The 22,184-nt window shown below is 60.4% G+C and carries 13 protein-coding genes; 6 read left to right on the top strand and 7 right to left on the bottom strand.

Annotated elements, in window-relative coordinates:
• Positions 1 to 402: 402 nt before the first annotated feature.
• Complete coding sequence (locus M9Q49_RS07075; protein ID WP_254508012.1) at positions 403 to 2,250, bottom strand: hypothetical protein; 1,848 nt, start codon at positions 2,248 to 2,250, stop codon at positions 403 to 405.
• 606 nt (positions 2,251 to 2,856) lie between these two features.
• On the opposite strand from M9Q49_RS07075, the gene M9Q49_RS07070 reads away from it, so the two are divergent.
• Positions 2,857 to 10,695 carry a beta strand repeat-containing protein gene (locus tag M9Q49_RS07070; RefSeq protein ID WP_254508011.1) on the top strand — a complete coding sequence of 2,613 codons (7,839 nt, stop codon included), beginning with the start codon at positions 2,857 to 2,859 and terminating at the stop codon, positions 10,693 to 10,695.
• Positions 10,696 to 10,735: 40 nt separating this feature from the next.
• Here M9Q49_RS07070 and M9Q49_RS07065 read toward each other — a convergent pair whose 3' ends face one another.
• Positions 10,736 to 11,512: an enoyl-CoA hydratase/isomerase family protein gene (locus tag M9Q49_RS07065; protein WP_254508010.1), complete on the bottom strand. Its 777-nt coding sequence runs from the start codon at positions 11,510 to 11,512 to the stop codon at positions 10,736 to 10,738.
• A 288-nt stretch (positions 11,513 to 11,800) separates the two neighbouring features.
• On the opposite strand from M9Q49_RS07065, the gene M9Q49_RS07060 reads away from it, so the two are divergent.
• The gene (locus M9Q49_RS07060) at positions 11,801 to 12,766 is read left to right on the top strand and encodes a hypothetical protein (protein ID WP_254508009.1); all 966 of its coding nucleotides are present in this window, start codon (positions 11,801 to 11,803) and stop codon (positions 12,764 to 12,766) included.
• Positions 12,767 to 12,863: 97 nt separating this feature from the next.
• Here M9Q49_RS07060 and M9Q49_RS07055 read toward each other — a convergent pair whose 3' ends face one another.
• Positions 12,864 to 13,343, bottom strand: coding sequence for a GNAT family N-acetyltransferase (locus tag M9Q49_RS07055; RefSeq protein WP_254508008.1), 480 nt, complete (start codon positions 13,341 to 13,343; stop codon positions 12,864 to 12,866).
• A gap of 213 nt (positions 13,344 to 13,556) precedes the next feature.
• Between M9Q49_RS07055 and ppdK the strand changes: the two genes are divergently transcribed.
• Complete coding sequence (gene ppdK / locus M9Q49_RS07050; protein WP_254508007.1) at positions 13,557 to 16,241, top strand: pyruvate, phosphate dikinase; 2,685 nt, start codon at positions 13,557 to 13,559, stop codon at positions 16,239 to 16,241.
• A 129-nt stretch (positions 16,242 to 16,370) separates the two neighbouring features.
• Positions 16,371 to 17,084, top strand: coding sequence for an MIP/aquaporin family protein (locus M9Q49_RS07045; RefSeq protein WP_254508006.1), 714 nt, complete (start codon positions 16,371 to 16,373; stop codon positions 17,082 to 17,084).
• On the opposite strand, the gene M9Q49_RS07040 is transcribed toward M9Q49_RS07045, so the two are convergent.
• Complete coding sequence (locus tag M9Q49_RS07040; protein ID WP_254508005.1) at positions 17,085 to 17,513, bottom strand: hypothetical protein; 429 nt, start codon at positions 17,511 to 17,513, stop codon at positions 17,085 to 17,087.
• Between the two features lie 99 nt (positions 17,514 to 17,612).
• On the opposite strand from M9Q49_RS07040, the gene M9Q49_RS07035 reads away from it, so the two are divergent.
• On the top strand, positions 17,613 to 18,089 hold the full coding sequence (locus tag M9Q49_RS07035; RefSeq protein ID WP_254508004.1) for a hypothetical protein: 477 nt from the start codon (positions 17,613 to 17,615) through the stop codon (positions 18,087 to 18,089).
• 25 nt (positions 18,090 to 18,114) lie between these two features.
• Here the strand turns inward: M9Q49_RS07035 and M9Q49_RS07030 are convergent, their stop codons facing one another.
• The 3 genes from M9Q49_RS07030 to pgk form a co-directional block, all read right to left on the bottom strand.
• Positions 18,115 to 18,630 (bottom strand): MOSC domain-containing protein, encoded by a 516-nt coding sequence (locus M9Q49_RS07030; RefSeq protein ID WP_254508003.1) that lies wholly within the window; start codon positions 18,628 to 18,630, stop codon positions 18,115 to 18,117.
• Positions 18,631 to 18,685: 55 nt separating this feature from the next.
• Complete coding sequence (locus tag M9Q49_RS07025) at positions 18,686 to 19,783, bottom strand: hypothetical protein (protein ID WP_254508002.1); 1,098 nt, start codon at positions 19,781 to 19,783, stop codon at positions 18,686 to 18,688.
• Between the two features lie 193 nt (positions 19,784 to 19,976).
• The gene (gene pgk / locus M9Q49_RS07020; RefSeq protein ID WP_254508001.1) at positions 19,977 to 21,383 is read right to left on the bottom strand and encodes a phosphoglycerate kinase; all 1,407 of its coding nucleotides are present in this window, start codon (positions 21,381 to 21,383) and stop codon (positions 19,977 to 19,979) included.
• A gap of 113 nt (positions 21,384 to 21,496) precedes the next feature.
• Here pgk and M9Q49_RS07015 point away from each other — a divergent pair, with 113 nt between their 5' ends.
• On the top strand, positions 21,497 to 22,171 hold the full coding sequence (locus M9Q49_RS07015) for a class I SAM-dependent methyltransferase (protein ID WP_254508000.1): 675 nt from the start codon (positions 21,497 to 21,499) through the stop codon (positions 22,169 to 22,171).
• Positions 22,172 to 22,184: the final 13 nt, after the last annotated feature.

The following is a 22,184-nucleotide window of genomic DNA, read 5'->3' as shown; positions in this document are numbered from 1 at the left end:
TCGCAGCGATAAACCTGTGATCGATGTTTTCAGAGTGTAAGAATCTCGCGCACAACGGCAATTCAATTCGTTGATCTTGCGTACCGGCCTTAACGCTATCGCAACATTGTGGGCTAGCACCCTAGTGCTATCACGCGCCGTGGTGGCGGTTTGTTCACTAAAAACCGCGACTTTTTGTCGAGCGACGTTGCTTTTCACTCCGCGAAAGACGCGTCTTTCCTCACGCTGCGCTGCTTTTCGATTTGGGTTGCTTATAGAAAAAGCGGGGCGGAACACGTCGGCCGGAACAAGCGTACTCGCGCAGTTCCGGCAGAGTGCTGCAATGCAACGTTCACTCGCAGTTCGTGCCGGAACTGCGCGGAGTACCGCTTGTTGCGGCCTACATAGCGAAGACGCGACTTGTTAGCGGAACAGCGGTGAGCGGAAGGCTTGCGGCGGTGGTGAAGATTGCGGCGCGAGATCGCGAATGCGGCCGCGGGGCGCGAGGCCTTCGATCTGAATCGGATCGGTCAACTGATCGACGCTGAGATTGCCGGCTTCGTCTTGCGCTTCGAGGCGAATGAACAACTGCCGGCGGATCCGCGGATCGAACTCCCAAAAATAATTGCCGGTGTTCGGCAAGCCGGCTGCGATCGGTGTGAAAGGTCCCGCCGCACGATCAGAAACCGCGAGCGTGATGGGCCGCGAGCCGAAGTGATCGTCGTGAGCATCCCAACGAATCTCGAGTTTGCCCGCGTGTTCGCCGCCGGCGAGCGAAGCACCGGTGAGTCGTGCGCGCGGTTTGTTCACATCGACGCCGATCCAAATATCCGCGGCGTCGCCGGCTTGCGGCGTGTTACTCGCCAGGCCGTTGCGACCCACGATCACAATGCGAAAGCCATAGACGGCCTCATTGCTGACTTCGACTTCGAAGGGTGTGACGCGATCGGGATCGGAGCCCCACTTCATCCACGTCCTACCTTGATCGGCAGTGCCCCACAGTTCGACATCGGCGACGCCTTCGGGGCCAATCGATTCGACGTCGTAGTCGAGGCTGAAGCGTTTGTTGGCCGTCATCCGCGGTCGTGCGCCGCTGGGTGCGGGAATCGCTTCGACGCGCCGCGGCGCAGCGCCATTGATCGATTCCGGGCGAATCGCTGGTTCAGAGCGAATCGTTTCCGGCCGCGGCAAATCGCTCGGTGGCCTTTCGTTGGCCGGCGCATTGAAGGCCGGCTGTTGTTGCTCGGGTTCGAACGGACGGAAGTTGCCGTCGCTCGTGCCATTGCCGGGTGGTGGCGGCAACAGTTCGCCGGTGTTCGCCGGTCGCGCCGAAGTTTCGGCCGCGGACGAGTACGGATTGCGCACTAGTTGCGGTGAAGCAGGTTGTTCGCCGGCTTCTTCGCGCGGCGGCGGCAAGGTGTTTTGCGGACCGACGCGCGCGAGCGCCGTGTTCGGCTGTGGGCGGAGCGGACCATCGACACTTCGCTGCGGCAGGCGCGCGTAAGGATCGTTTTGTTCGGGCGTCCAACGCTGCGACAGCGCGGCGTTGCCAGGCTTAGCGGGCACGAGCGCGGCCTGGCCTTCTTCGCCGCCAGGTTGCAGCGCGAACGATTGCGAGACGATCGTTTTGTTGCCAGCCGTATCGGCAGCTTCGCCGCGGAGAATCATTTGCGTCGTTCCTGCCGGCGGCTGGAAACTGGCGTTCGCAGTGAATTGACCGCGCGTCGATTGCGGCTTTTCTGCCGTGATCTCCTGCCAGCCATCGGCGCCGGCGGCTTGCCATTCGAGGCGGATGGTATTCGCCGCGAGAAACGGATCGGTAGCAGTCCAGTGAACCGTAACTTTGCCGGAAGCTTCGAGCTTGGGAATGATTTGCAGCTGCGGCTTGGTGGTATCGACGATCAGGCGGAGTTGCACCGCCCGCTGATCACCGCGATCGCCCGTACCATCGGCATTGACGGTTTGCGTCGCGAACCAGAACTCGGCATCGCGCTTGGCACGGAAGCGGAACGACTTTTCGGCCGGCTTCACTTCTTGATACAGCTGCCAACCTTGGCCCTGATCGAGCGAGACATAGATCCGCACGAGCGACGGCGCTCGGCCTTGAGCATCGGTGGCGCGAACCGTGAACGGAATGATGACGTCGGACTGTGCGGTGATGTATTGCGGGGCCTGAGGTTTCGCTGCTGGTCGCGCAGTCTGGGCGTGAGCCGGCATCATGCCACAAAGGCACGCCGACAGCGCCACACCGTAGACCAGCAACGGTCGCATTGCGGATACTCGAATTCCCCCCGGATGCGGGCTCTCCGCTAGAGCCGCTGTAAAAACCTATCGGTGGTTCGTGTCGGATGACTTGAATCGAAGGTTTCGGGTAGAAGGGCTGCGTAATCTGGGAGGATTGTGGTGCGACAAAAGGACGTAAAGAAAACTTAGCAAGCGAAAAAAATGCGGCAAATCTTAACACCCCTCGCCCCCAATCCCTGGAAAAATCCTCGGTCTTCAGTATGATCGAATCCACAGGACTGCGCTGGACATTTAGGCTCGCTTGAGTACCCAAGTAATGTTTTCAGCGTCGAAGGACGAACGGATTCGCCCTCAGGCCCCACCCCATCGGGGTCTACTTCCTGCAGTGATTTAGCTAGGAACCGCACCTCTCCACGGTGCCGATCATTGCGAGTTTGGCCGAGCCGAACGGGAAGAGCCTCTTGAGCGCGACGGCTGTCGCCCATCCCCGATTAACCCCCTCCACCTTGTTGGCGTTTGCGGAGCATTATCTACATGTCAGGTCGTATTTCTCGAGTCCGGGATTCGGTTGAAGTTCGCACACGTAAGAAACAACAGCGGAAGTCCTTCTTCGAAAGCCTCGAAGATCGTTCGATGATGGCCGTTCTGTATTGGCAGGGGGATGTCAGCAACGCTTGGAGCAACCTGGCCAACTGGACGACGAATCCAGCCGTTGATACCGCACCGGCAGTGGCAGTGACGAGCGGCGACACGCTGAACTTCGCCACCGCGACGGTCAATTTCAATACGGGTGCGGCCCAGGGTTACACACCGAATAACGACATCGCGGGTCTGAACAACCTGACAATCAACATCACTGACGGCGGAGCGTCGGACTTCACCCTCAGCGGTGCGGCTGTTGGTCTGTCGGGAACTCTGACGAGCGCGGTGAGCGTAGGTACCGGCGCGACGATCAGCATGCCGTTGACCGTGGCAGCGACTGATTTCAACGTCACTGCGAACCTCACGGCAAGCGGCGTGGTTGGCGGCACGAGCTTGTCGAAGAGTGGCGCGGGGACGCTGATTCTCTCGAACAACAACACGTTCAACGGTGGCGCCACCGTGAACTTGGGGACGCTCAATCTGCAGACCGGCGCAGCGGGGCTCGGCAACATCAATCCGCTGGGCAGCGGCGCGCTGACCGTGAATAACGGCGCCAACGTAGTCGTTTCGCAGAGCTCGGCCACCAACGTGGGCTTGCAAAATTCGCTCTCGCTGAGCTGGTACAACACCGGCGCAGCGACGGCGTTGATCACCGGCATCGGCAATAACACCACCACAGGTGGTTTGCTGGGAGTGGCCGCGCAGGGCAGCAAAATGCTGACTAGCGCCGTCAATTTTGGTAACGATGCCGCGTTTGCGGCAGCGAACTCAGCGCCGCTGACCGGCGCTGCGATGACGGCCACCGACAACTTTATGACCTTGCAACGGGGTTATTTCACTCCGTCGGTTACGGGTACTTATCAGTTCGGTGTCGGCAATCAGGCCGGTGGTGCGAGCATCGATGACGAAGCCGCCATTTATCTCGATACCAGCTTGAACGGCACGTTCGATCAGACGGCTGGTGAACGCGTGGCCTATATCGGCGCTGTGGGCAACGACGCCGGAGCGGCGGTTAATCTGACGGCCGGCGTGGCCTATCCGATTGCCATCGCGTTTCGCGAAGGCACGGGCGGTTCGAATTTGATTGCCAATGTGCAGCGAACCGTCGGTGCGCCGACCGTGGCTTGGACCAACATCAATCCGGGCACCGGCAGCGGCGTGGGAACGTTCTCTGCTTATGCACCGACGACCGGTGGCGCGTTCAACAACGTGGTCAATCTCAACGGCACGGCTGCGATCGAGATTCAAGTTCCCAACTTTGCCTTCACCTCGCTCAATGCAGCTGCCGGCAGCACGCTGAACGTGAACGGCACGGGAACCGGCGCGAACACGACCTTGACCTTCGGCTCGGCGGTGCTCGCCGGCGCGTTCAATATCAACACCAACACCGCGCAGGCTGCGGTTCAAGGCGTGGTCAGCCAAACCGTGGCAGCCAACTTCACCAAGGCCGGCACGAATGTACTCACGCTGCACGGCACGAACACCTACGGAGGCGTGACTGCCATCACGGCAGGGACGTTGCGAGTCGGCAATCAGAACGCGCTCGGTACGATCGCGGGCGGTACGACGATCAACGGTACCGGCACGCTCGATATTCACGGCTTCCGCATCGGTCCTGACGGCAACGAACCGATCACTGCCGAAGGAACCGGCGTGGGTGGCAATGGTGCGATCATCAATACGCGCACCGCGGCAAATCTGGCTGTGATTCGCACCTTGTCGCTGAGTGGCAACGCCACGTTCAGCTCAAACAGTCGCTGGGATATTCGTGACGACGCTGCTGATCCCGTGACGTTCGATATGAACGGCTTTACGCTGACGAAGGTCGGCGGAGCGGAACTGTGCATCGTCAACGGCACGATTCTGAATCCTGGCAGCGTGAATGTGAACGCCAATATCTTCCGCCTGGAAGGTACGACGGCGTACAACGGCACCGGTACCATCAGCGTGGCAACCGGAGCAACTCTCGATGTTTACGGAGCTACGCCGCAAACGCACAGCGTCAATATCGCTTTGGTGCCTGGCGCCAATTTTACAACCAGCTCATCGGGTAGCGCCCTCGGACCAGGCCCAGTTTTTACGGGGTCGCTGACTCTCAGTGGCAACGGCAATGCGAACATGAACCTGGTGCGCGATACAACGTTCACGGGGCAGGTCACAGGCACGGGTGGCTTCAATAAAAACACGTCGGCCGGTGTGCTCACACTCACCAACAACACCAATAACTACGCTGGCACGACGGCAGTGAACGCCGGCATGTTGGTCGTTACTCAGCCGAACGCGCTGGGTGCGACGACGGCAGGGACGAGCGTTGCCATCAACGCATCGTTGCGCTACGACGCGACGGCTGGTGCGATTACGGCAGCGGCGGAACCACTGCTGCTGAACGGCCTGGGCTTGAACAACGGCGGCGCGCTGCAAAGCATGGGGAACGATGTAACCCTGAGTGGCCCGATCGCATTGGCGACAGATTCGACGATTTCCAGCAACACGGCAGCGCGGACGCTGACGCTCAACGGCGCGGTGAATCCGGGGGTCAACAGCGATCTGTTGCTCGCCGGCCCCGGCAACTTCGATATCAACGGCGACATCAGCCAAGACTACTACACGCTGTCGCCGTTCACTGCTCGTGTCTTTACCGGTGCTGCTCCGGACTTGCTGAGCCCGACGGTCGCGACGAACTTCATCAATGGAACCACCGTTCCGACTCGCTCCAACGCCTACAACGGCCCGCTGCAATTTGCCAACGCGGCAGCCTTCAGCGCGATCTACACGACGGCGATTACGCTGGGTGATAACTTCACCGACACGTACGAAGCCACTCTGACCGTCACCACTCCAGGCACCTACACCTTTGCCGGCACCAACAACGACGACGGCGTGCAGATCTGGCTCAAGCCAAGCGCCAACGCGGCGTTCGGCGCGGGCGACCAGCTGTACGCAGCCGTTCCTGGCAATAGCAATACGACGGTGGCCACGCGCACTCTGACTCCCGGCACTTACACCTTGCTGTATGTGCATCGCGAAAACACGGGCGGCGAATCCTTCACTGGCCGCATCGGTTCACCGGGCCAATTCGGTGTCACCGATGGCACGACGTTACCGGTCGTGAATCCTGCCGCTCCGCCGGTGTCGTCGAGCCAAGTCGTCAAGACTGGCGCAGGCAATTTGAATCTCTCGGGCAATAACAGCTACACCGGCGTGACGCTCGTGCATCAAGGGACGCTGACCGTCGACTCGAACAACGCGCTGGGTGCGTCGACTCCGGTAACGTCCGACGTGACGATTGGCGCTCTTGCTCAGCAATGGCAAGTCGGCATCGATAACAATGCCAATAGTGAGTTCGCCGTGGAAGGTGGCACGATCAATGCCGCGCCTGGTAGCGCCACGGTGAAGGATGACGACTGGTATTTCGCCGGTACTTATCCGGCGCCGATCGGCGTGGTGGCAGCTGACGAACCGCTCACGAATTTTGAACGGGCGATCACGAACGCTGATCCGACCCGCCGCATTCACTTCAACGCCGCAGCCGTCGAAGGGGACGACAACTATCAGTTGCTCATCGACATCGTGGCGAGCAACTTCACCGGCGGCAACATTCCGATTCAAGTGCAAGTGAACGGCGTGACGGTTCATGCGGCGACGATCTCGGCCGATGGTCTCGTCACCACGCCTGTCTTCACGGGTGCATCGGTGGGGATGACGACGGGCGACAATGTGGTGACCATCACCCGCACCACGGGCGCTGGAACGGGCACGCACGTCCAGTTCGACTACATTCGGCTCAACCGTCAGGGCGTGGTTTATGGCGCGTCGAACACGCAACTCGAACCGGGCACTTCGCTGACCGTGACGGGCGGCATCACCTCGCCGGAATCGATCACTGCGAATGGCGCTGCTGGCATCTTTGCAACCGCTGGCGCGAACACCGTGAGCGGCGGCGTGAATATGCTCACCAACACGACCTACGACGTTTCGGGCGGAGCCAGCCTGGCTTTGACTGGCACCGTTTCGGGAGCGACCGCCAATCTGACGAAGGTGGGAGCCGGCACGCTTACGCTGGCGGGCACCAATACCTACGGTGGCACGACGGGCGTGAACGTGGGCACGTTGGTGCTGCAAGGCGGCAACGCAATTTTGAACACAGCCGGCGCTGTCTCGGTTGCCAACGCTGCCACGCTGCAACTCGATGCGAGTGAATCGATCTCGGCCTTCAGTGGCGCCGCGACCAGCACGCTGGCCTTGGCAGGCAATGCGTTGACTGTGCTGACCGGCAACGTGCCCGTCGGCAATGTGACGACCGCCAATGGCCGCATCAATGCGTCGGCCGGCGCGATTGTCGATAACAACGCAGCCGCGATGAATATCACCGGCACCGGCATCGTGCTGAATTCGACCGCAGGCGTGGGTTCGGTGGCTGATCCGCTCGAGACAACGCTCAGCGCGCTCGAAGCGGCTGGTGGCACTGGCGGCGTGTTCATTAGCAACACTGGCAATCTGACGCTCGGCGGCATCTCGGCCTTGATCGGCGTTTCGGGTGGCGACGACCTGGTGATCACGACGACGGGTAGCATTAGCATTCCCGAAGTGATCGCAGCGAGTGGTGTGGGTAGCGACGTGCTGTTGACGGCAACCGATGCCGCGGCTGCCGGTCAAGACATTGCCGTGAATGCCAACATCACGGCTGGCGGCGTGATCACGCTGTCGGCTGGTGACAATGTGACGATTCCCACTGGCACGCGACTCGCTGCCGCTGGCACCGTGACCGTCAACATCGACGCCGGCAATGCCGATCCGGGTGTGGGTGGCTCGCTGGTATTTGATGGCGACATCGACGCACTGAATGCGGTGTTCAACGGGGCTGGCGATACCAACGGCGATTCGTTCGATGTGCGCCCCGATCAAGATGCGGGTGATGTCCTCACGCCGATTCAAGTGAACGGCCTGGCCCCGATCACGGGTGTTTATCCGGTGGGCGATCGCCTGATTGCCGATATCATCGGGCTGGGCATTCCGACGTTGACGCTGGGCGCGGCTCGCAGCGGTTCGTTCAACTTCGGCGCTTTGGCAGCTTCGCTGACCTATAGCGATATCGAGAGCGTTGTGACCGATCCGGCCGCTTTGGCGTTTCATCTCGTGCTCGACATGCGGTTCTCGGGTTACCAGAACGGCGTGGCCGATACGATCAACGCCCGACTGAATCCGGCAGGAACCGATCTGCTGCTCGATGTGAACGGCGGCAACGTGTTCACCGGCGCTGCCAGCGGCATTCAATCGCTGACGGTCATCGGTTCGACCGACAACGACTCGTTCACCATTCAGGAAACGGCGGGTGGGCTGCCGAAGTTCAAGAGTGCCGCACCAGCCGTGAACAACAGCGGCATTGGCGGCGGCGTGAGCGCTGGCTCGCACTTGGGCTCGGCTGCCGATCTGTTGCTCGAGACTCTACTGCCGGCTGGCACGCCCTGGGATGCCGATGATGCCACGGTTCACTTCGACGGCGGTGTGGGTGGCAGCGACTCGCTCACCGTGAATTACACGACGACCAACACCACGGGTCTCTTCAGCGATACGAACGATGCCGGCAATAGCGGCAACCTGTTGACGTCGGCTGGTACCTTCCCGACGCTCACGACGCCAACGCTGCTCCTGTCGTTTGCCAATGTCGAACCGGTGAATCTGAATGGCGCTGGCGGCGCGCTGCTGGCCGATGCCACCGGCACGGCTGCAACTGCCAATCTCACCGTGACCGACAGCGGTCCGGCCACGACGATTGCCGGTGACGGCGGCTTTGCTCCGACCACGTTCGCGGGCTATCAATCGGCAACGCTGGTTGGCGGCGGCGGCGCTGAGTCGATCAACGTCGTCAGCGTCGACAATGCCACGCTCACCAATCTGACGGTGCTCGGCGGCAATACCAACGATCTGCTCGGTATCGCCGGTGGCGACGCCTCGGCCGATACGCTGCGGATCAGCTCGCTCCCTGCGACCGTCGCGGCTTTGCTGCGCGGCAACGCTGGCAGCGACAACTTCCAACTCTTCGACGCCGGCAACTCGGTCGACAACATTGCGGGCAACGTGACCATCGACGGCACGGATGGCAACCTCGGTGGCAACACCGACACGCTGACCATTGTGAACACCGGCAGCAGCAATGCCGACGCGGCGATCATTGGCGCGGTTGCTCCGGGCTCATCGCAGGATTACTTCATTGATGGCGTGACGACTGCCGTCAGCACCGACGTGGTCTTCCGCAACATCGACGTGCTGAACTACACCGGCACGACGTTCAATGATTCGATCGACGCTCGGCTCGTGAACACGACTCCGACTCAGCACGACTTGAACACCCTCAACCTCAGCGGTTGGACCGGCGCCGATCAATTCCTGCTCTATACCTCGGATCAAGCCGGTGGCACGGGCGCCAACAACACGCCGACCGGCGTGGCCAGCGGCGTGAACAACGTCAATCTGTACGGCGATGCTCCAGGCAATCCGAATCTCGCCGACGGCGGTGATACCTTCGGCCAAAGCCCGGTCGGCATCAGTGGCACGGGCGCCAACAACGTCGGTCTGGCAACGCCGAGCACGACGCGGATGATTCGGCCGAGCACGAGCACGACCATCGCGATTGACGGTGGTCAGCCGAGTGGTCTGGTTTCGCCGCAAGGGGACGTGGCCGGTGATGTCATCAATGTCGATATCAGCGCACTGACGAATGCCACGCCTGTGGTTGTCTCGACGTTCTCGCCGGGCACCGTGGTTGCGAGTGGCATTCAGCCGCTGACTTGGACGCAGATTGAAGACATCAACCTGGTCGATCAAGGCTTGCTGACCAACGTGCAGATGGGCGACTTGTTCGCGCGGGCGACTCCGGGCGCCGACCTGATTCAGATGACGGCAAATCCGACCACGGCGAATCCGAACCAGGTTCGGCTCCGTATGACGACCACGATCGGCAACTACAGCGCGTCGAACAAGACGATCATCTACGGCGGAGCGGGGAACGACACCCTCTCGCAGAGCAATCTCACCATTCCCGCCGAGTTCTACGGCGAGGCTGGCGACGATTATCTCACTGGCGCGATGAACAACGACTGGCTGGTGGGCGGCGCCGACAACGACCGCATCAACGGCAGCGGTGGCGACAACATCATCTGGGGTGACAATGCTCCGACGACTAGCGACCCGAACCCGCAGGATGCCTTGACCGGCGGCAACGATACGCTGAGCGGTCTCGGCGGCAACGACGTCTTCTACGGCAGCGGCGGCAACGACATCGTCAGCGGCGGCGCTGGCAACGACTACGCCAGTGGCGGCGCGGGCGATGACTCGCTGGATGGCAACGACGGCGACGATCGGCTGTACGGTGGCGCGGGCAACGACGTGATCGGCGGCCAGAACGGCAACGACTTGATCAGCGGCGGCGCTGGCAACGACAAGCTGTATGGCGGCACCGGTTCGGACGTGATCATCGGTGGCGATGGCATGGACACGCTCGACGGCAGCGACGGCAACGATCTGCTGGTGGGCGGCATGGTGGCTGGTGAAACGAGCAGTCGCACGAGCGCTGCCAACACCATGACCTTCAGCCCGGCCAACTACACCAACGGCACGGATAACGATGCCGCGCTGCTGACGCTGCTGGCTCAATGGGCCACGAGCAACGATTCGTCTGCACTGGGTGCGATCACGCACGACCATGTGGCCGATCAACTGAGCGGCGGCGCTGGCAACGATAACTTCTGCTGGGAAGCGGTTGACGTCGCTCCGGGCATTGCCCCGTCCGACTTCGGCGTCGGTGATCAGCGGTTTGGCCCGAATGCCTAAGCCGTTGTAGCCACGCTCGCCCGAGCGTGGGCTGCGCTGGCTATTTCCACTTCGGCGGCCGTTTTTCAAAAAACGCCGCCAGGCCTTCGGTGGCCGCTTCGGTGGTGCGAGCCGTGGCGCTTACGGCCGCGCCGGCAGCCAGGTGCGTGAAGACTTGCTCGCCGATGTTTTCGTAGAGCATGCGCTTGGTGAGTTGAATCGCCTCCGGCGCCGATTCGGCGATTTCCTTGGCGATCTCGTGAGCGTGCGCCCAAATCAAATCTTCGGCCACAATCTCGTGGTAAATGCCCAGGCGATGGGCTTCCGCGGCCGTGATCGTTTGCGCGCGGAGCAGTAGATGCGTCGCTGCGCCGCCACCCGCGCGAAACGCCAACAACGGCGAGACCATTCCCGCCACGATTCCACGTTTGGGTTCTGGCAGCGCGAACTTGGCCTCTCGCGTAGCGAGAACAATATCGCTGGCCAGCAACAACCCCGCGCCGCCGGCGAAGGCGGGGCCGTTTACTGCGGCGATAATCGGCTTCGGAAACCGCAGCATTTGCTCGATCAGCTCACGATAGAGCTCGCTGTCTTCATACCACTGCTGCTGAGCATCCGGCTCGGCCGCCGTTTGTTGCATTTCGCCCAGATCCATGCCGGCACAAAAGACAGAACCGCTGCCAATGAGAATGACAGCGCGAACCTGCTTCTCGCCGTGAAGATCGGTGAAGGCTTGCGACAGATCGCGAATCATCTGCCGCTTGAGGGCGTTCCGCTTTTCCGGGCGACTGAGAATGATGGTGCCGGAAGGGACATTTTTTTTGACGTTGATCGACATATCGCATTTCCTGGGTTGATCGGCGGATTCTAGCAAAAAGCCAGGAGCCCGATGCTGCGGCCGAATCCCCAGAAAAATGCAGTTATGAAATCGGAGTTATCTGGTTAGCAGATCCTTAGCGAGTGGTTATAAAAGGTTATGGACTTGCGCAGTCTATTTTGCGCAAGTGATGAACCGCCAAGAGCTTCCGTCGCTCACGAATTGTTATAACTGGTTATATTATAACCCCCTGACGGCTGGGCATTCTGAGTCGCCTGGCGCTGATCAACCTCTCGATTGAGTCGCTCCATGAAATACCTCCTCGCTTTGTTGTTCATTGGCGTCGCAGCTGTCTGCCTGGCAGCTGAACCGGCGGCGCGGTTTGTCAGTTCGCATGGCGACGCCAAAGGCGTGGAGCTGGTGCGAGGCGAATCGCGGGCGATCTTGAGTCCAGCCGGCGGACGAGTGCTGGAGTTTTCGGTCGGCGGCAAGCAGGCGCTGTGGTTCGATGAAACCGAAAAGAGCGTGCCAGCGGGGAAGCAACGGCCGATGAGTGCGGGGCGGTTTGACATCGGCCCGGAGTTGACGATTGCAGCCCATCCGAAATTGTGGGCGGGTGATTGGAAACTGGAGATCACCGGCGAAGCGTCGGCGATGCTGACGAGCGAGAAAGACGAAGCAAGCGGCATGCAGCTGCGGCGATACTTTACGCTGAACGAAAACGGCGGCCTGTCGTGCAAACAGTTGATGACGAATATTTCGGCCGATACGAAAGAGGTCTGCCATTGGGGCCGATCGTTTTCGCCGGGCGGCGGCATCTGCCTCATTCCGCTAGTGGGTCAGAGCAAGTTCCCGAGCAAGTACGCGATGTACGAAGACTCGGCGATCATCAACGTTCGCAACCAGGACGAAAAAATCCGCGAGCGCGACGGCTTCCTCGAAATCCTGTCGCCGCCGCGGAAGCCGAAGCTCGGCTTCGATTCTTATGCGGGTTGGCTGGCGTATGTCATGCCCGGCGACGTTCTGTTTGTGAAGCGTTGGTCGGTGCAGCCGAACCGCGTTTACAACGAAGCGGCGGGGCTGACGCTATCGGTGTGGTATCCGGCTGGCGCGCGGATCGAGCTCGAACCAATCGGCCCGCGCGAGGTATTGCAGCCGCAGCAATCGGCGGCGTTCACCGAGCATTGGTTCGTGCTGCAGCATCCATTTCCCAAGGCTGGGGAGTCGGTGGATTTGGTGAAGTTGCGAGCGCAGGTGGAAGGGCTGTGGAAGTAAATGCGGTTCGCGCGTTCACTCGATGTGCGATGACCTAAGTTGTCGCTGCCGAATCCACAATGAAGTTCACAAGGTTCTTTGAAAATCTGGTTGTGAGTTATTTGGCACAGCCGAGCTCGAGCTCCATGAAGAATGCTCCCGGCAGCGGATTGCTGTAGTAAGGAGCAATCGGTTGAAAGCCAAGCCGGCGATAGAGATCGATGGCCGGCTGCATTTGCGGACTGAGCGTATCGAGCCGGAGGCGTTGGTAACCCAGACGGCGAGCCTCGGCGATGATGCGTTCGCCAAGCGCGGGTCCTAAGCCGAGGCCACGAAATTGCGGCCGGACGTACAACCGCTTTACTTCACCGATGCCGGGCTCAAGGGAACGAACGGCCACACAACCGGCCGGCTGATCGTCAACAAGTGCGAGCAGCAGGCAACCGCCAGGCGGCGAGTACTTGCCGGGGAGTTCGGCCAACTCTTGGGCGACGTTTTGAAAGCCGAGATCGATGCCGAGCGAGTCGACATATTCCAGAAACAGCGCGCGAACGGCGACCAAGTGGTGCGACTCGGCGAGGACGATCGATGGGGTCATGCCGTGCAGTATGACGGATGGCGGGCTCGCTAGCACGCAGCCCTACGACCCCTTCATTGACGCTATCGTCCCTCACTGGTACATTTTTCGCTTCATTTCTAGCGAGTTTTTGCCGATTTGATGGGCTTTGACTCGTACCGCGAGCGTGGGCTTGCGGGGAACCGCGTTTGAATCGCGATTTAGGCTCGATTTTTCGATTTGGGAAGCATTTTCATGGCCAAAGCTCGTCCTGCAGCCGCCGCATCCAACGGCAAAATGACCTATTACTTCAGCAAGACCAAGACCGAAGGCAAGGGGCTGAGCAAGCAGCTGCTGGGCGGAAAGGGTTTGAATCTCGCCGAAATGACGAGCATTGGTCTGCCGGTGCCGCCGGGCTTTACGATCACCACGGAAGTTTGCGACGGCTACTACAAGAGCGGCAAGAAGTTGCCCGCCGGTTTGATGGACGAAGTGCGGAAGAACATCGCCGCTCTGGAAAAGGAACTCGGCAAGAAGTTTGGCGACGACAAGAGCCCGCTGCTCGTGTCGGTTCGCTCCGGCGCCGCCCTCTCGATGCCGGGCATGATGAACACCATTTTGAACCTCGGTCTGAACGACGTTTCGACCGAAGGCTTGGCCAAGGCCACGGGCAACGAACGCTTTGCGTATGACGCCTATCGCCGCTTGATCAACATGTTCGGCGACGTAGTGATGGACGTCGGCCACGAACATTACGAACACGCGTTCGACAAGATCAAGAAGAAGTACAAGGTCACTGCCGATACCGACGTGCCGGCCGAAGGCCTGAAGGAATTGTGCGTCGCTTACAAGGAAGTTTATAAGAAGCACACCGGTAAGGACTTCCCGCAGGATCCTTACACCCAGCTCGAAGCTTCGATCGAAGCGGTGTTCAAGAGCTGGATGGGCGCCAAGGCCGTTACGTATCGCGAAGTCGAAAACATTCGCGGTTTGCTCGGCACGGCGGTGAACGTGCAATCGATGGTGTACGGCAACATGGGTGACGACAGCGGCACGGGTGTCGCTTTCACCCGCGATCCGAACACCGGCAAGAACGAATTCTTCGGCGAGTTCCTGGTCAACGCCCAAGGCGAAGACGTCGTCGCTGGTATCCGCACGCCGCAGCCTGTCGCCGAAATGCCGAAGTGGAACAAGGCCATCCACAAGCAACTGCTCGAGATCAAGGACATTCTCGAGAAGCACTACAAGGACATGCAGGACATCGAGTTCACCATCGAAAAGAAGGTGCTCTTCATGCTGCAGACCCGCAACGGCAAACGGACCGGCACCGCTGCCGTGAAGATGGCCGTCGACATGGTCAAGGAAAAGCTGATCGACGAAAAGGAAGCCATCCGCCGCATTCCGGCCGGTGACCTTTCGCAGCTGTTGCTGCCGAGCCTTGATACCAAGGCTTTGGAAGATGCTCGCGAGAAGAAGCTCGTGCTGACGACCGGCTTGCCGGCTTCGCCGGGCGCTGCCGTGGGCAAGCTCGCCTTCACCGCCGAAGAAGCGGTCGAACGTGCCGCTGCTGGCGAACGCGTCATTCTGTGCCGTAGCGAAACCAGCCCCGAAGACGTGGCCGGTATGCACTCGGCCGCCGGTATTTTGACCAGCACGGGCGGCATGACCAGCCACGCGGCGGTGGTCGCTCGCGGTTGGGGTCGTTGCTGCGTCGTCGGCGCCGGCGAAATGTCGATCGACGAAAAGGGCAAGAAGATGACCATCAAGGGTAAGACCTATGGTGGTAACGATGTCATCACCATCAACGGCACGACGGGCGAAGTGTTCGCCGGGACGATGGCCACGATGGAACCCAAGCTCGGCGGCGACTTTGCCACTGTGATGAAGTGGGCCGATAAGTACCGCACGCTGGGCATTCGCACGAACGCCGATTCGCCGGAAGATTCGCAGCGTGCTCGCGACTTCGGCGCCGAAGGCATTGGTCTCTGCCGTACGGAACACATGTTCTTCGGCGACGACCGCATTGCTGCAATGCGTGAGATGATCCTCGCGACCGAATTGGACGCTCGCAAGGCCGCTCTGGCCAAGCTGCTGCCGTTCCAACGCGAAGACTTCGTTGGCATCTTCACGGCGATGAAGGGCTTGCCAGTGACGATCCGCCTCTTGGATCCGCCGCTGCACGAATTCCTCCCGCACGAAGCCAAGACGCAGGACGAACTCGCCAAGCAGATGGGCGTAAAGCCGGCCTTCATCAAGGCTCGCGTCGCTCAACTGCACGAAGCGAACCCGATGCTCGGCCATCGTGGTTGCCGCCTCAGCGTTACCTATCCTGAAATCCTCGAGATGCAGGTTCGCGCGATCATCGAAGCGGCCATCATCTGCAAGGGGAAGAAGATCGACGCCAAGCCGGAAATCATGATTCCGCTCGTCGGCACCGCGGTCGAACTGAAGTATCTGAAGGACCTGACGCAGAAGACGATCGACGAAGTCATCGCCGAGAAGAAGTTCAAGGGATCGCTCGACACGCTCATCGGCACGATGATCGAGATTCCTCGCGCTGCTCTCACGGCCGACCAAATCGCCGAGCATGCCCAGTTCTTCAGCTTCGGCACGAATGACCTGACGCAAATGACGTTTGGCTTCAGCCGCGACGACATCAATAGCTTCTTGCCCGACTACCTGAAGAAGGATCTGCTCACGGCCGATCCCTTCCAAACGCTCGATCAATCGGGCGTTGGTCAGCTCGTCGAAATGGGCGTGCAGAAGGGCCGCAAGACCAACAAGGATCTGAAGGTCGGCATCTGCGGCGAACACGGCGGCGACCCGGCCTCGGTGGACTTCTGCCACCGCGCTGGCTTGAACTACGTCAGCTGCTCGCCGTTCCGCGTGCCAATCGCCCGTTTGGCTGCCGCTCAAGCGGCGATCAAGCACGCGAAGTAGTGCTTGCCAAATGGCGCTACGTGCGTCGTTGAATAAAAATCGAAGCCGGAACGAGCGATCGCTTGTTGCGGCTTTTTTTGTTGTAAAATTGGCTCGCGCAAATCCTCTCTCCTCTCGGGAATCTCTGCCGTGTCCTCACCCTTCATCGGCGAATTTTGTGGCACGGCGACGTTGATCCTGCTGGGAGACGGCGTTGTCGCTGGCGTGCTGCTCGCGAAATCGAAAGCGAACAATGGCGGCTGGATTGTCGTCTCTGCCGGCTGGTGCTTTGCCGTGGTCTGCGGCATCTTTGTGTCGAAGGCGCTCGGCGGCGAAGGAGCTTTGAATCCTGCTGGACCGATCGCCGACGCGATCCTCAATCACGGGCCGTGGCAAAAAACTCTGGAGATGGTCGCTGGTCAGTTTTGCGGCGCGTTCTTCGGCGCGATCCTGGTTTGGCTTCATTACTTGCCGCATTGGGCGGAGACGAAAGACCAGGCGGCTAAGCTTGGCGTGTTTTGCACGGCGCCGGCGATTCGCAACTATCCATGGAACTTCTTCAGCGAGTTCCTCGGCACGTTTGCCCTGATCTTCATCGCTTCTGCCGTGGGCGACACAATGCTGGTCGATGGCATGAAGCCGCCGCTCGTCGGCTTGATTGTCTGGGCTATCGGTCTCTCGCTGGGCGGGACGACGGGCTATGCCATCAATCCCGCTCGCGATCTCGGCCCGCGGTTGGCTCATGCCTTGTTGCCGATCGCGGGCAAAGGTGGCTCCGATTGGGCTTACTCGTGGGTGCCGGTCGTTGGTCCCTTCGCGGGCGCGATTGCCGCGCTCGCGGTTTATAAACTACTGCGTTCGTAACTAACTAGCTGCCCCATCGGTGGCGGCTGGTTCGGCTGCGGCGCTTGTTTCCTCGGACGCAGCGCCTTCGGTTTTAGCCGGCAGCGGTTTGGCCTTCGGCAGTTTCTTGACCTTTTTATCCTTATTGGCGACCGGTGCTGGGCGGTTGTTTTCCGGGAAGAGGGCAGCCGCGGTTCGCTTGAGTTCGGCGAGGCGTTCCTCGGTTGAAGTGATCTCATCTGACAGTTTGCGAGCGAGCTCTTCGCGGCGCTGAATGAACGATTGCACTTCGGCCAACAGCGGCGTGCCATCGGCAGGTGCACTGACTGGCGCGGCTTCGGGCGCAGCAGCGGCCGGCTTGGCAACAGGAGCGGTTTCTTTGGCGGGCGCGGAATTTTGAGGAGAAGGCTTGGCAGTCACGTGGTTACTCCGTTGCTTTTTGGGCGACATCGACGAATCCTCCGGTGAACGAGGGAGCGCGACAAGTTGATAAAATGCGATCCATCGGAGAAGGCATTTTAGCAACTTTGCTGGAGCGGAATTAAGCGGATGTCGGAACTCGTCGCTTATCACGAAGCTGGTCATGTCTTGCTGGCAGTGCTGCTCGGCGGACGCGTACGCTCGGTGACGATCGAGCCCGATCGAGATGACGGGCCGGAGCGCTATGGCGATACGCAAATCCTCTGGCCCCGGGGGCGTTGGCCGGCTCGTGAGCAGGCCGAAAAGGACGTGCAGGTCGCGCTCGCCGGGCCGGTGGCGGAGATGATTCACACGGGCGATCCGTTTCATCCAGGATTCGTCGCCGAATGGGCCAACGATTGGCAAGTAGCCTGGGAAGCAGCCGCGCCGTTCTTCGCCGATGAAGTACAGCGGCTGCGCTATCTAGAGCAAGTTTCGCTGCGACTGCATCGGCAGTTGAGTCGCGATGATTACTGGGCCGCGCTGGCCGCCGTTGTCGATCATCTGCTGGCGCACGATACGCTCGAAGGAGAAGAAGTCGAGGAGATTCTCTCGGCCTGGCTGTAGCAGTAGGCGCTTAGCTCTTGATCGTTCAGCTCTTCGCGAGGTCGGCCAGCCGTTCCTCATTCGTAACCCATTTCACTTCATCGCCGACGCGAATCGTGCCGCCGTTGACCACCACGGCCCGAATTCCGCCGCGGTTCTTCAGCGACTGTTTCATGAACGGGAACGTCATCTTTTCGAGATAGCCGCAGGGTGCGCAGTCTTCGAAGCCGAAGAGCACCACCTCGCCAACGCGAAAGTACTTCGAGAGCAAATCGGCCAACGGAACGCCGCGAACCAGCAAGTTTCGCCGCGTGAGCAAATGCGTGATCGGCAGCCCTGATTCCTCGCAAGCCGCCACGATAGCTTCTTCGGAGATCAGCGTGACGTGCTGCTCATCCTTAACACGGCCACGTTGGCCGGCTCCTTTGCCCGCCGAGTAACGATCGCCCGCGATGCCCTTGTCGGTGATCACCGCGGTTTCGATGGCCTCCAGCGGCGCCTTGGCTTTAGGTGCAACGCCGATGGCGAGAAGTTGGCCGTGGAAATTGAGAGACGTATCCATAACCTGATTGTATCGGTTACGTCTCCTCGCAAACCACCCTCGCTTGCATTGCGACTTAGCTTTTCGCCGCAGCCATCTTCTGCACCAACCCGCGCACTTCATCACTGCTGAGCGTCTTTTCGATCTTCAGCGAAGCCGGCACGTGCTCAAAAATGCGGAGCGCATTCCAAGTCCGTTCGATCGACGGCGGGCCGAGGAGGACGACGCGCTGACCTTCGAACTGCGGAATATCGACTGGGTAGGCTTCATTCCACAGCCACACGCTGCTGTGGGTGAAATCGTCGGCGGGTGGCAACTGACCGTTGGCCTGCACGGCGTGCCAATTGTAGAGATTCCAAAAGCCGGTGACCGTCTCTTCGGTTTGTTGCGGGCCGGCGCCGCGAGCAACTTCAGCGATGGACCGCGGCACTCGCGAGCCGGCCGCAATGCCGCTGCTGGGGAACGATTCCATCAACAGCGTGTGCAGCTGAAAGTTATCGGCGACGCCCGAGATGCGACCGACAATGCCGATGCCGGTTTGCGGCTCCAGCACCAGGATCGGCTCTTCGTGCATGATGCCGAGCATGACGTTCAGCCAATGGGCGCCTTGGTGAAAGGGCGCACACTGCTGTGCGAGCGGGCGCAGGCTGCTGGCCGCCATGCGAGCCATTTCGCTTGCCGAGTAGACCGCGACGGCGGGCCGCCACCACGTGTGCAGCGATTCCCAAGCGTTGTTTTCGGCCTGCATTTTCGGCGCGACCTGCCGGCGAGCTTCCTCAAAGGCAGCATCGTGCGCGTCCTGCTCTTCGTCGTCCTCGGCTTCCTCGTCTTTGTCTTTTTCGGTCGTGGCCGGCATCTTCGCCTTGCAGGCTTCAGCCAGCCGACCGCAGGCTTCGAGGATGGTTTTTAATTGCGTGCGCAGCGGCCCTGCCATCGGCTGCGGGTCGCAACCTTGCTCGACGAGCGCGCCGCAGATTAGCGCCAGGAACGCGCCTCGATAAACATCGCTCAAGCCGAAGTGCTTGGCGATTTCGGTCATCTGTTCGGTTAGTTCGAGCTTCGTGGCACTGGCAGTCGCTTCGAACAGTTGATCTCGAGCGCGATCGACGTCTTTCGGGGCTTTGTGGGGATTCTGGGCGGTAGCGATCAGGTTCTTGGTGGCGTTGAAAAGCATTCCATTTTCCTAAACATCCTCTGCTCGCATTTTGGAGAAGAGGGGCGGGTGAGGGACCAATCCTTCATTCGACTCAGCCTGCTTGCAATCGAAGCAATCGAAATCAGCCGTAGCGAGATCGCCTACGGCCGTTCCAAGCCGGAGGCTAGCGCCTGGCGGCTGTTTTGGCAATCCGAAAATGTGCGTTCAGACGTTATGCGTCCTGCGCGGCCATGCGGAGGGCGACCAGGTACGGCACCGGTTCGCTGCCGAGGGCATTCAGCACGGTACCACCGGCCGTGAAGCAGTGCGTGACCCAGTTCGGTTGGCCGTAACGTTCGAGAGCCGTGCCACCTTCGCCGCCGCCGACGTAGACCTTGATGCCGGCGTCGGTCAACCGCTTGAGCTGACCAATGAAAGCCTTCGTGCCGGCTTCGAAGCGAGGGTCTTCGAACATGCCGAACACGCCGTTGTGGAAGGCAGCCGTTTGAGCTTCGACACCCTTCTTGCTGGCGATGAACTTGGTGATGGTGTCGGTGAAGAGGGCAATCGTCTTCGGACCGATGTCGAATTGCTGATCGCCGGGCTGCAGCGTTTCGACCACGCGGGCATCGCCGAGAACGAAGTCGCACGGCAGGACGAATTCGATCCCTTGCTTGCGGCCTGCTTGCAACATGCGGCGGGCTTGTTCGATGCGGTCTGGCGGAATGTAGTACGCCTTGTCGGCGTGAGCCGGGTCTTCGGTCACACCCAGGTTAAAGGTCTGACCGGCCAGCAACGCGTCGGCCTTCTTCAATGCCATGGCCAGCGAGCCAGCCGAGATGATCGTCTTGATCTTGCCGCGGTTGATCATCGCTTCGAGATCGTCGAGCTTGTCGATCTTGATGCCGCTGAAAACCACGAACTGAGCGTTGAGGCATTCCATCATGGCCCCTTCAAACTCGCGGGTCAGATATTTGCCCAGCGCGACGCGGCTCATCGCCAACGGCACGATGGTGCTCGACGCATCGAGGCTGCCAGCCGACAGGGCTTCGTTGACGTAGACTTCGGCGACTTTTTCGCTGAGCGAATCGGCAAACGTCGCTTGCTTGGCGGCAACGGCCGAGAGCATATCGGGCTTGGCCTTCCACAGGGCCGTTTCGATGTCGTAGCCGCGAACGTTTTGCAGCACAAACACGCTGCCGTTCGGCGCCTTGGCAATCGTCTCTTGCACGTGGTCCTTCACCGTGTTCGTCGCTTCATCCAGCCAATCTTCGATCAGCGGCACCTCGCAGTTCAGCAATTTGCCGAGGCGGGCAGCAACCTTGGCCAGCGAGCCGATCGGCTTGTCTTTTTCCTTGCGACCGAGATGGCCGAAGATGATTTGCTTGAAGCCCTTTTGCTGGCCGAACTGCAATGTTTCGACCATCGAGCGGAGACGGATATCGCCTTGGCCCACTTCGGCGCCGACCTTGGCGTCGACATCGCCGCGGATCAGCACCGTCGTGCCGGCCGGCAGGTCGTTCAGTGAATCGAGCTTAGGAATCGAGCTCAAATACTCGGCCAGCGACAGATGCTCCCGCGTGGCGACACCCTTGAGTAACTGACAAAGACGGAAAGCACGTTCGGCGGTGACGGCCATGGCAACCCCTCAGTTTGAAATGTTCCTGTTGAGACCTAAAAGATTAGCAATTAGGGACGTTTTCCGCGAGGCGGGGCAATTGCCGGCCGGGCCGCGATGAAGACAATCTGGGCATGAAATCGCGAACTCAAGAACAAATCGCCGAACTGTCGATTCCCGGCGGCTGGAAATGGGAAAATGTCACCATCGCCGATCATTCGTGGCGACTGCTCTTGCCCGCCGATGCCGATGCCTTTTTGAAGGATGGGCCGGCCATGGAAGAATGGCCCGACCCGTTTTGGGCCGAGCTCTGGCCCGCCGCCAAGACCATGGCAGCAATCTTGCTCGCGCAGCCATGGCCCGCCGAGACGAAAGTCCTGGAACTTGGCTGCGGCAACGGCTTTGTGGGGCTTGCAGCCGCGGCCCGCGGTTGGCCGGTGACATTCAGCGACTACGTCCCCTTCGCCGTGGAACTCTCGCTCGCCAATGCACGAGGCAATGGCTACGAAAACGTCACGGGAGAAGTTACCGACTGGTGGCGTCCGACCGCGGATCACGCTTTCGAAAGAATTATCGTTTGCGAATGCCTTTACGATCCTGAGTTGCATGTGCCGTTGCTGAATACGCTGCGCGCCCGACTTCGTCCCAGCGGCCAGGTTTGGCTGTGCGATCCGGGCCGCGGCGGAATGGCCGAGCTGTTCTTGCGCGAGGCCCGCGACCAAGGTTGGCAAGGAACTCAGTTCGACGAGCGGCTGCAACCCAAGAGTGAACTGCCGCGTGGGGAATTTCGGTTGATTCAGCTGCAGTAGCGTCCTGTATATT

It is taken from the genome of Anatilimnocola floriformis (assembly GCF_024256385.1).
In the GTDB taxonomy this organism is placed as follows: Bacteria; Planctomycetota; Planctomycetia; order Pirellulales; family Pirellulaceae; genus Anatilimnocola; species Anatilimnocola floriformis.
Note: the sequence above shows the minus strand (reverse complement) of the source record. Positions and strands in the feature narration are given on the sequence as shown.

What these genes read in the sequence shown, in the direction of transcription:
- M9Q49_RS07055 (WP_254508008.1), bottom strand. Translation starts at nt 13,343, where the DNA reads ATGACCCCATCGATCGTCCTCGCCGAGTCGCACCACTTGGTCGCCGTT.
- M9Q49_RS07030 (WP_254508003.1), bottom strand. Translation starts at nt 18,630, where the DNA reads ATGGATACGTCTCTCAATTTCCACGGCCAACTTCTCGCCATCGGCGTT.
- M9Q49_RS07025 (WP_254508002.1), bottom strand. Translation starts at nt 19,783, where the DNA reads ATGCTTTTCAACGCCACCAAGAACCTGATCGCTACCGCCCAGAATCCC.
- M9Q49_RS07040 (WP_254508005.1), bottom strand. Translation starts at nt 17,513, where the DNA reads ATGTCGCCCAAAAAGCAACGGAGTAACCACGTGACTGCCAAGCCTTCT.
- M9Q49_RS07035 (WP_254508004.1), top strand. Translation starts at nt 17,613, where the DNA reads ATGTCGGAACTCGTCGCTTATCACGAAGCTGGTCATGTCTTGCTGGCA.
- M9Q49_RS07065 (WP_254508010.1), bottom strand. Translation starts at nt 11,512, where the DNA reads ATGTCGATCAACGTCAAAAAAAATGTCCCTTCCGGCACCATCATTCTC.
- M9Q49_RS07060 (WP_254508009.1), top strand. Translation starts at nt 11,801, where the DNA reads ATGAAATACCTCCTCGCTTTGTTGTTCATTGGCGTCGCAGCTGTCTGC.
- pgk (WP_254508001.1), bottom strand. Translation starts at nt 21,383, where the DNA reads ATGGCCGTCACCGCCGAACGTGCTTTCCGTCTTTGTCAGTTACTCAAG.
- M9Q49_RS07070 (WP_254508011.1), top strand. Translation starts at nt 2,857, where the DNA reads ATGATGGCCGTTCTGTATTGGCAGGGGGATGTCAGCAACGCTTGGAGC.
- M9Q49_RS07075 (WP_254508012.1), bottom strand. Translation starts at nt 2,250, where the DNA reads ATGCGACCGTTGCTGGTCTACGGTGTGGCGCTGTCGGCGTGCCTTTGT.
- ppdK (WP_254508007.1), top strand. Translation starts at nt 13,557, where the DNA reads ATGGCCAAAGCTCGTCCTGCAGCCGCCGCATCCAACGGCAAAATGACC.
- M9Q49_RS07015 (WP_254508000.1), top strand. Translation starts at nt 21,497, where the DNA reads ATGAAATCGCGAACTCAAGAACAAATCGCCGAACTGTCGATTCCCGGC.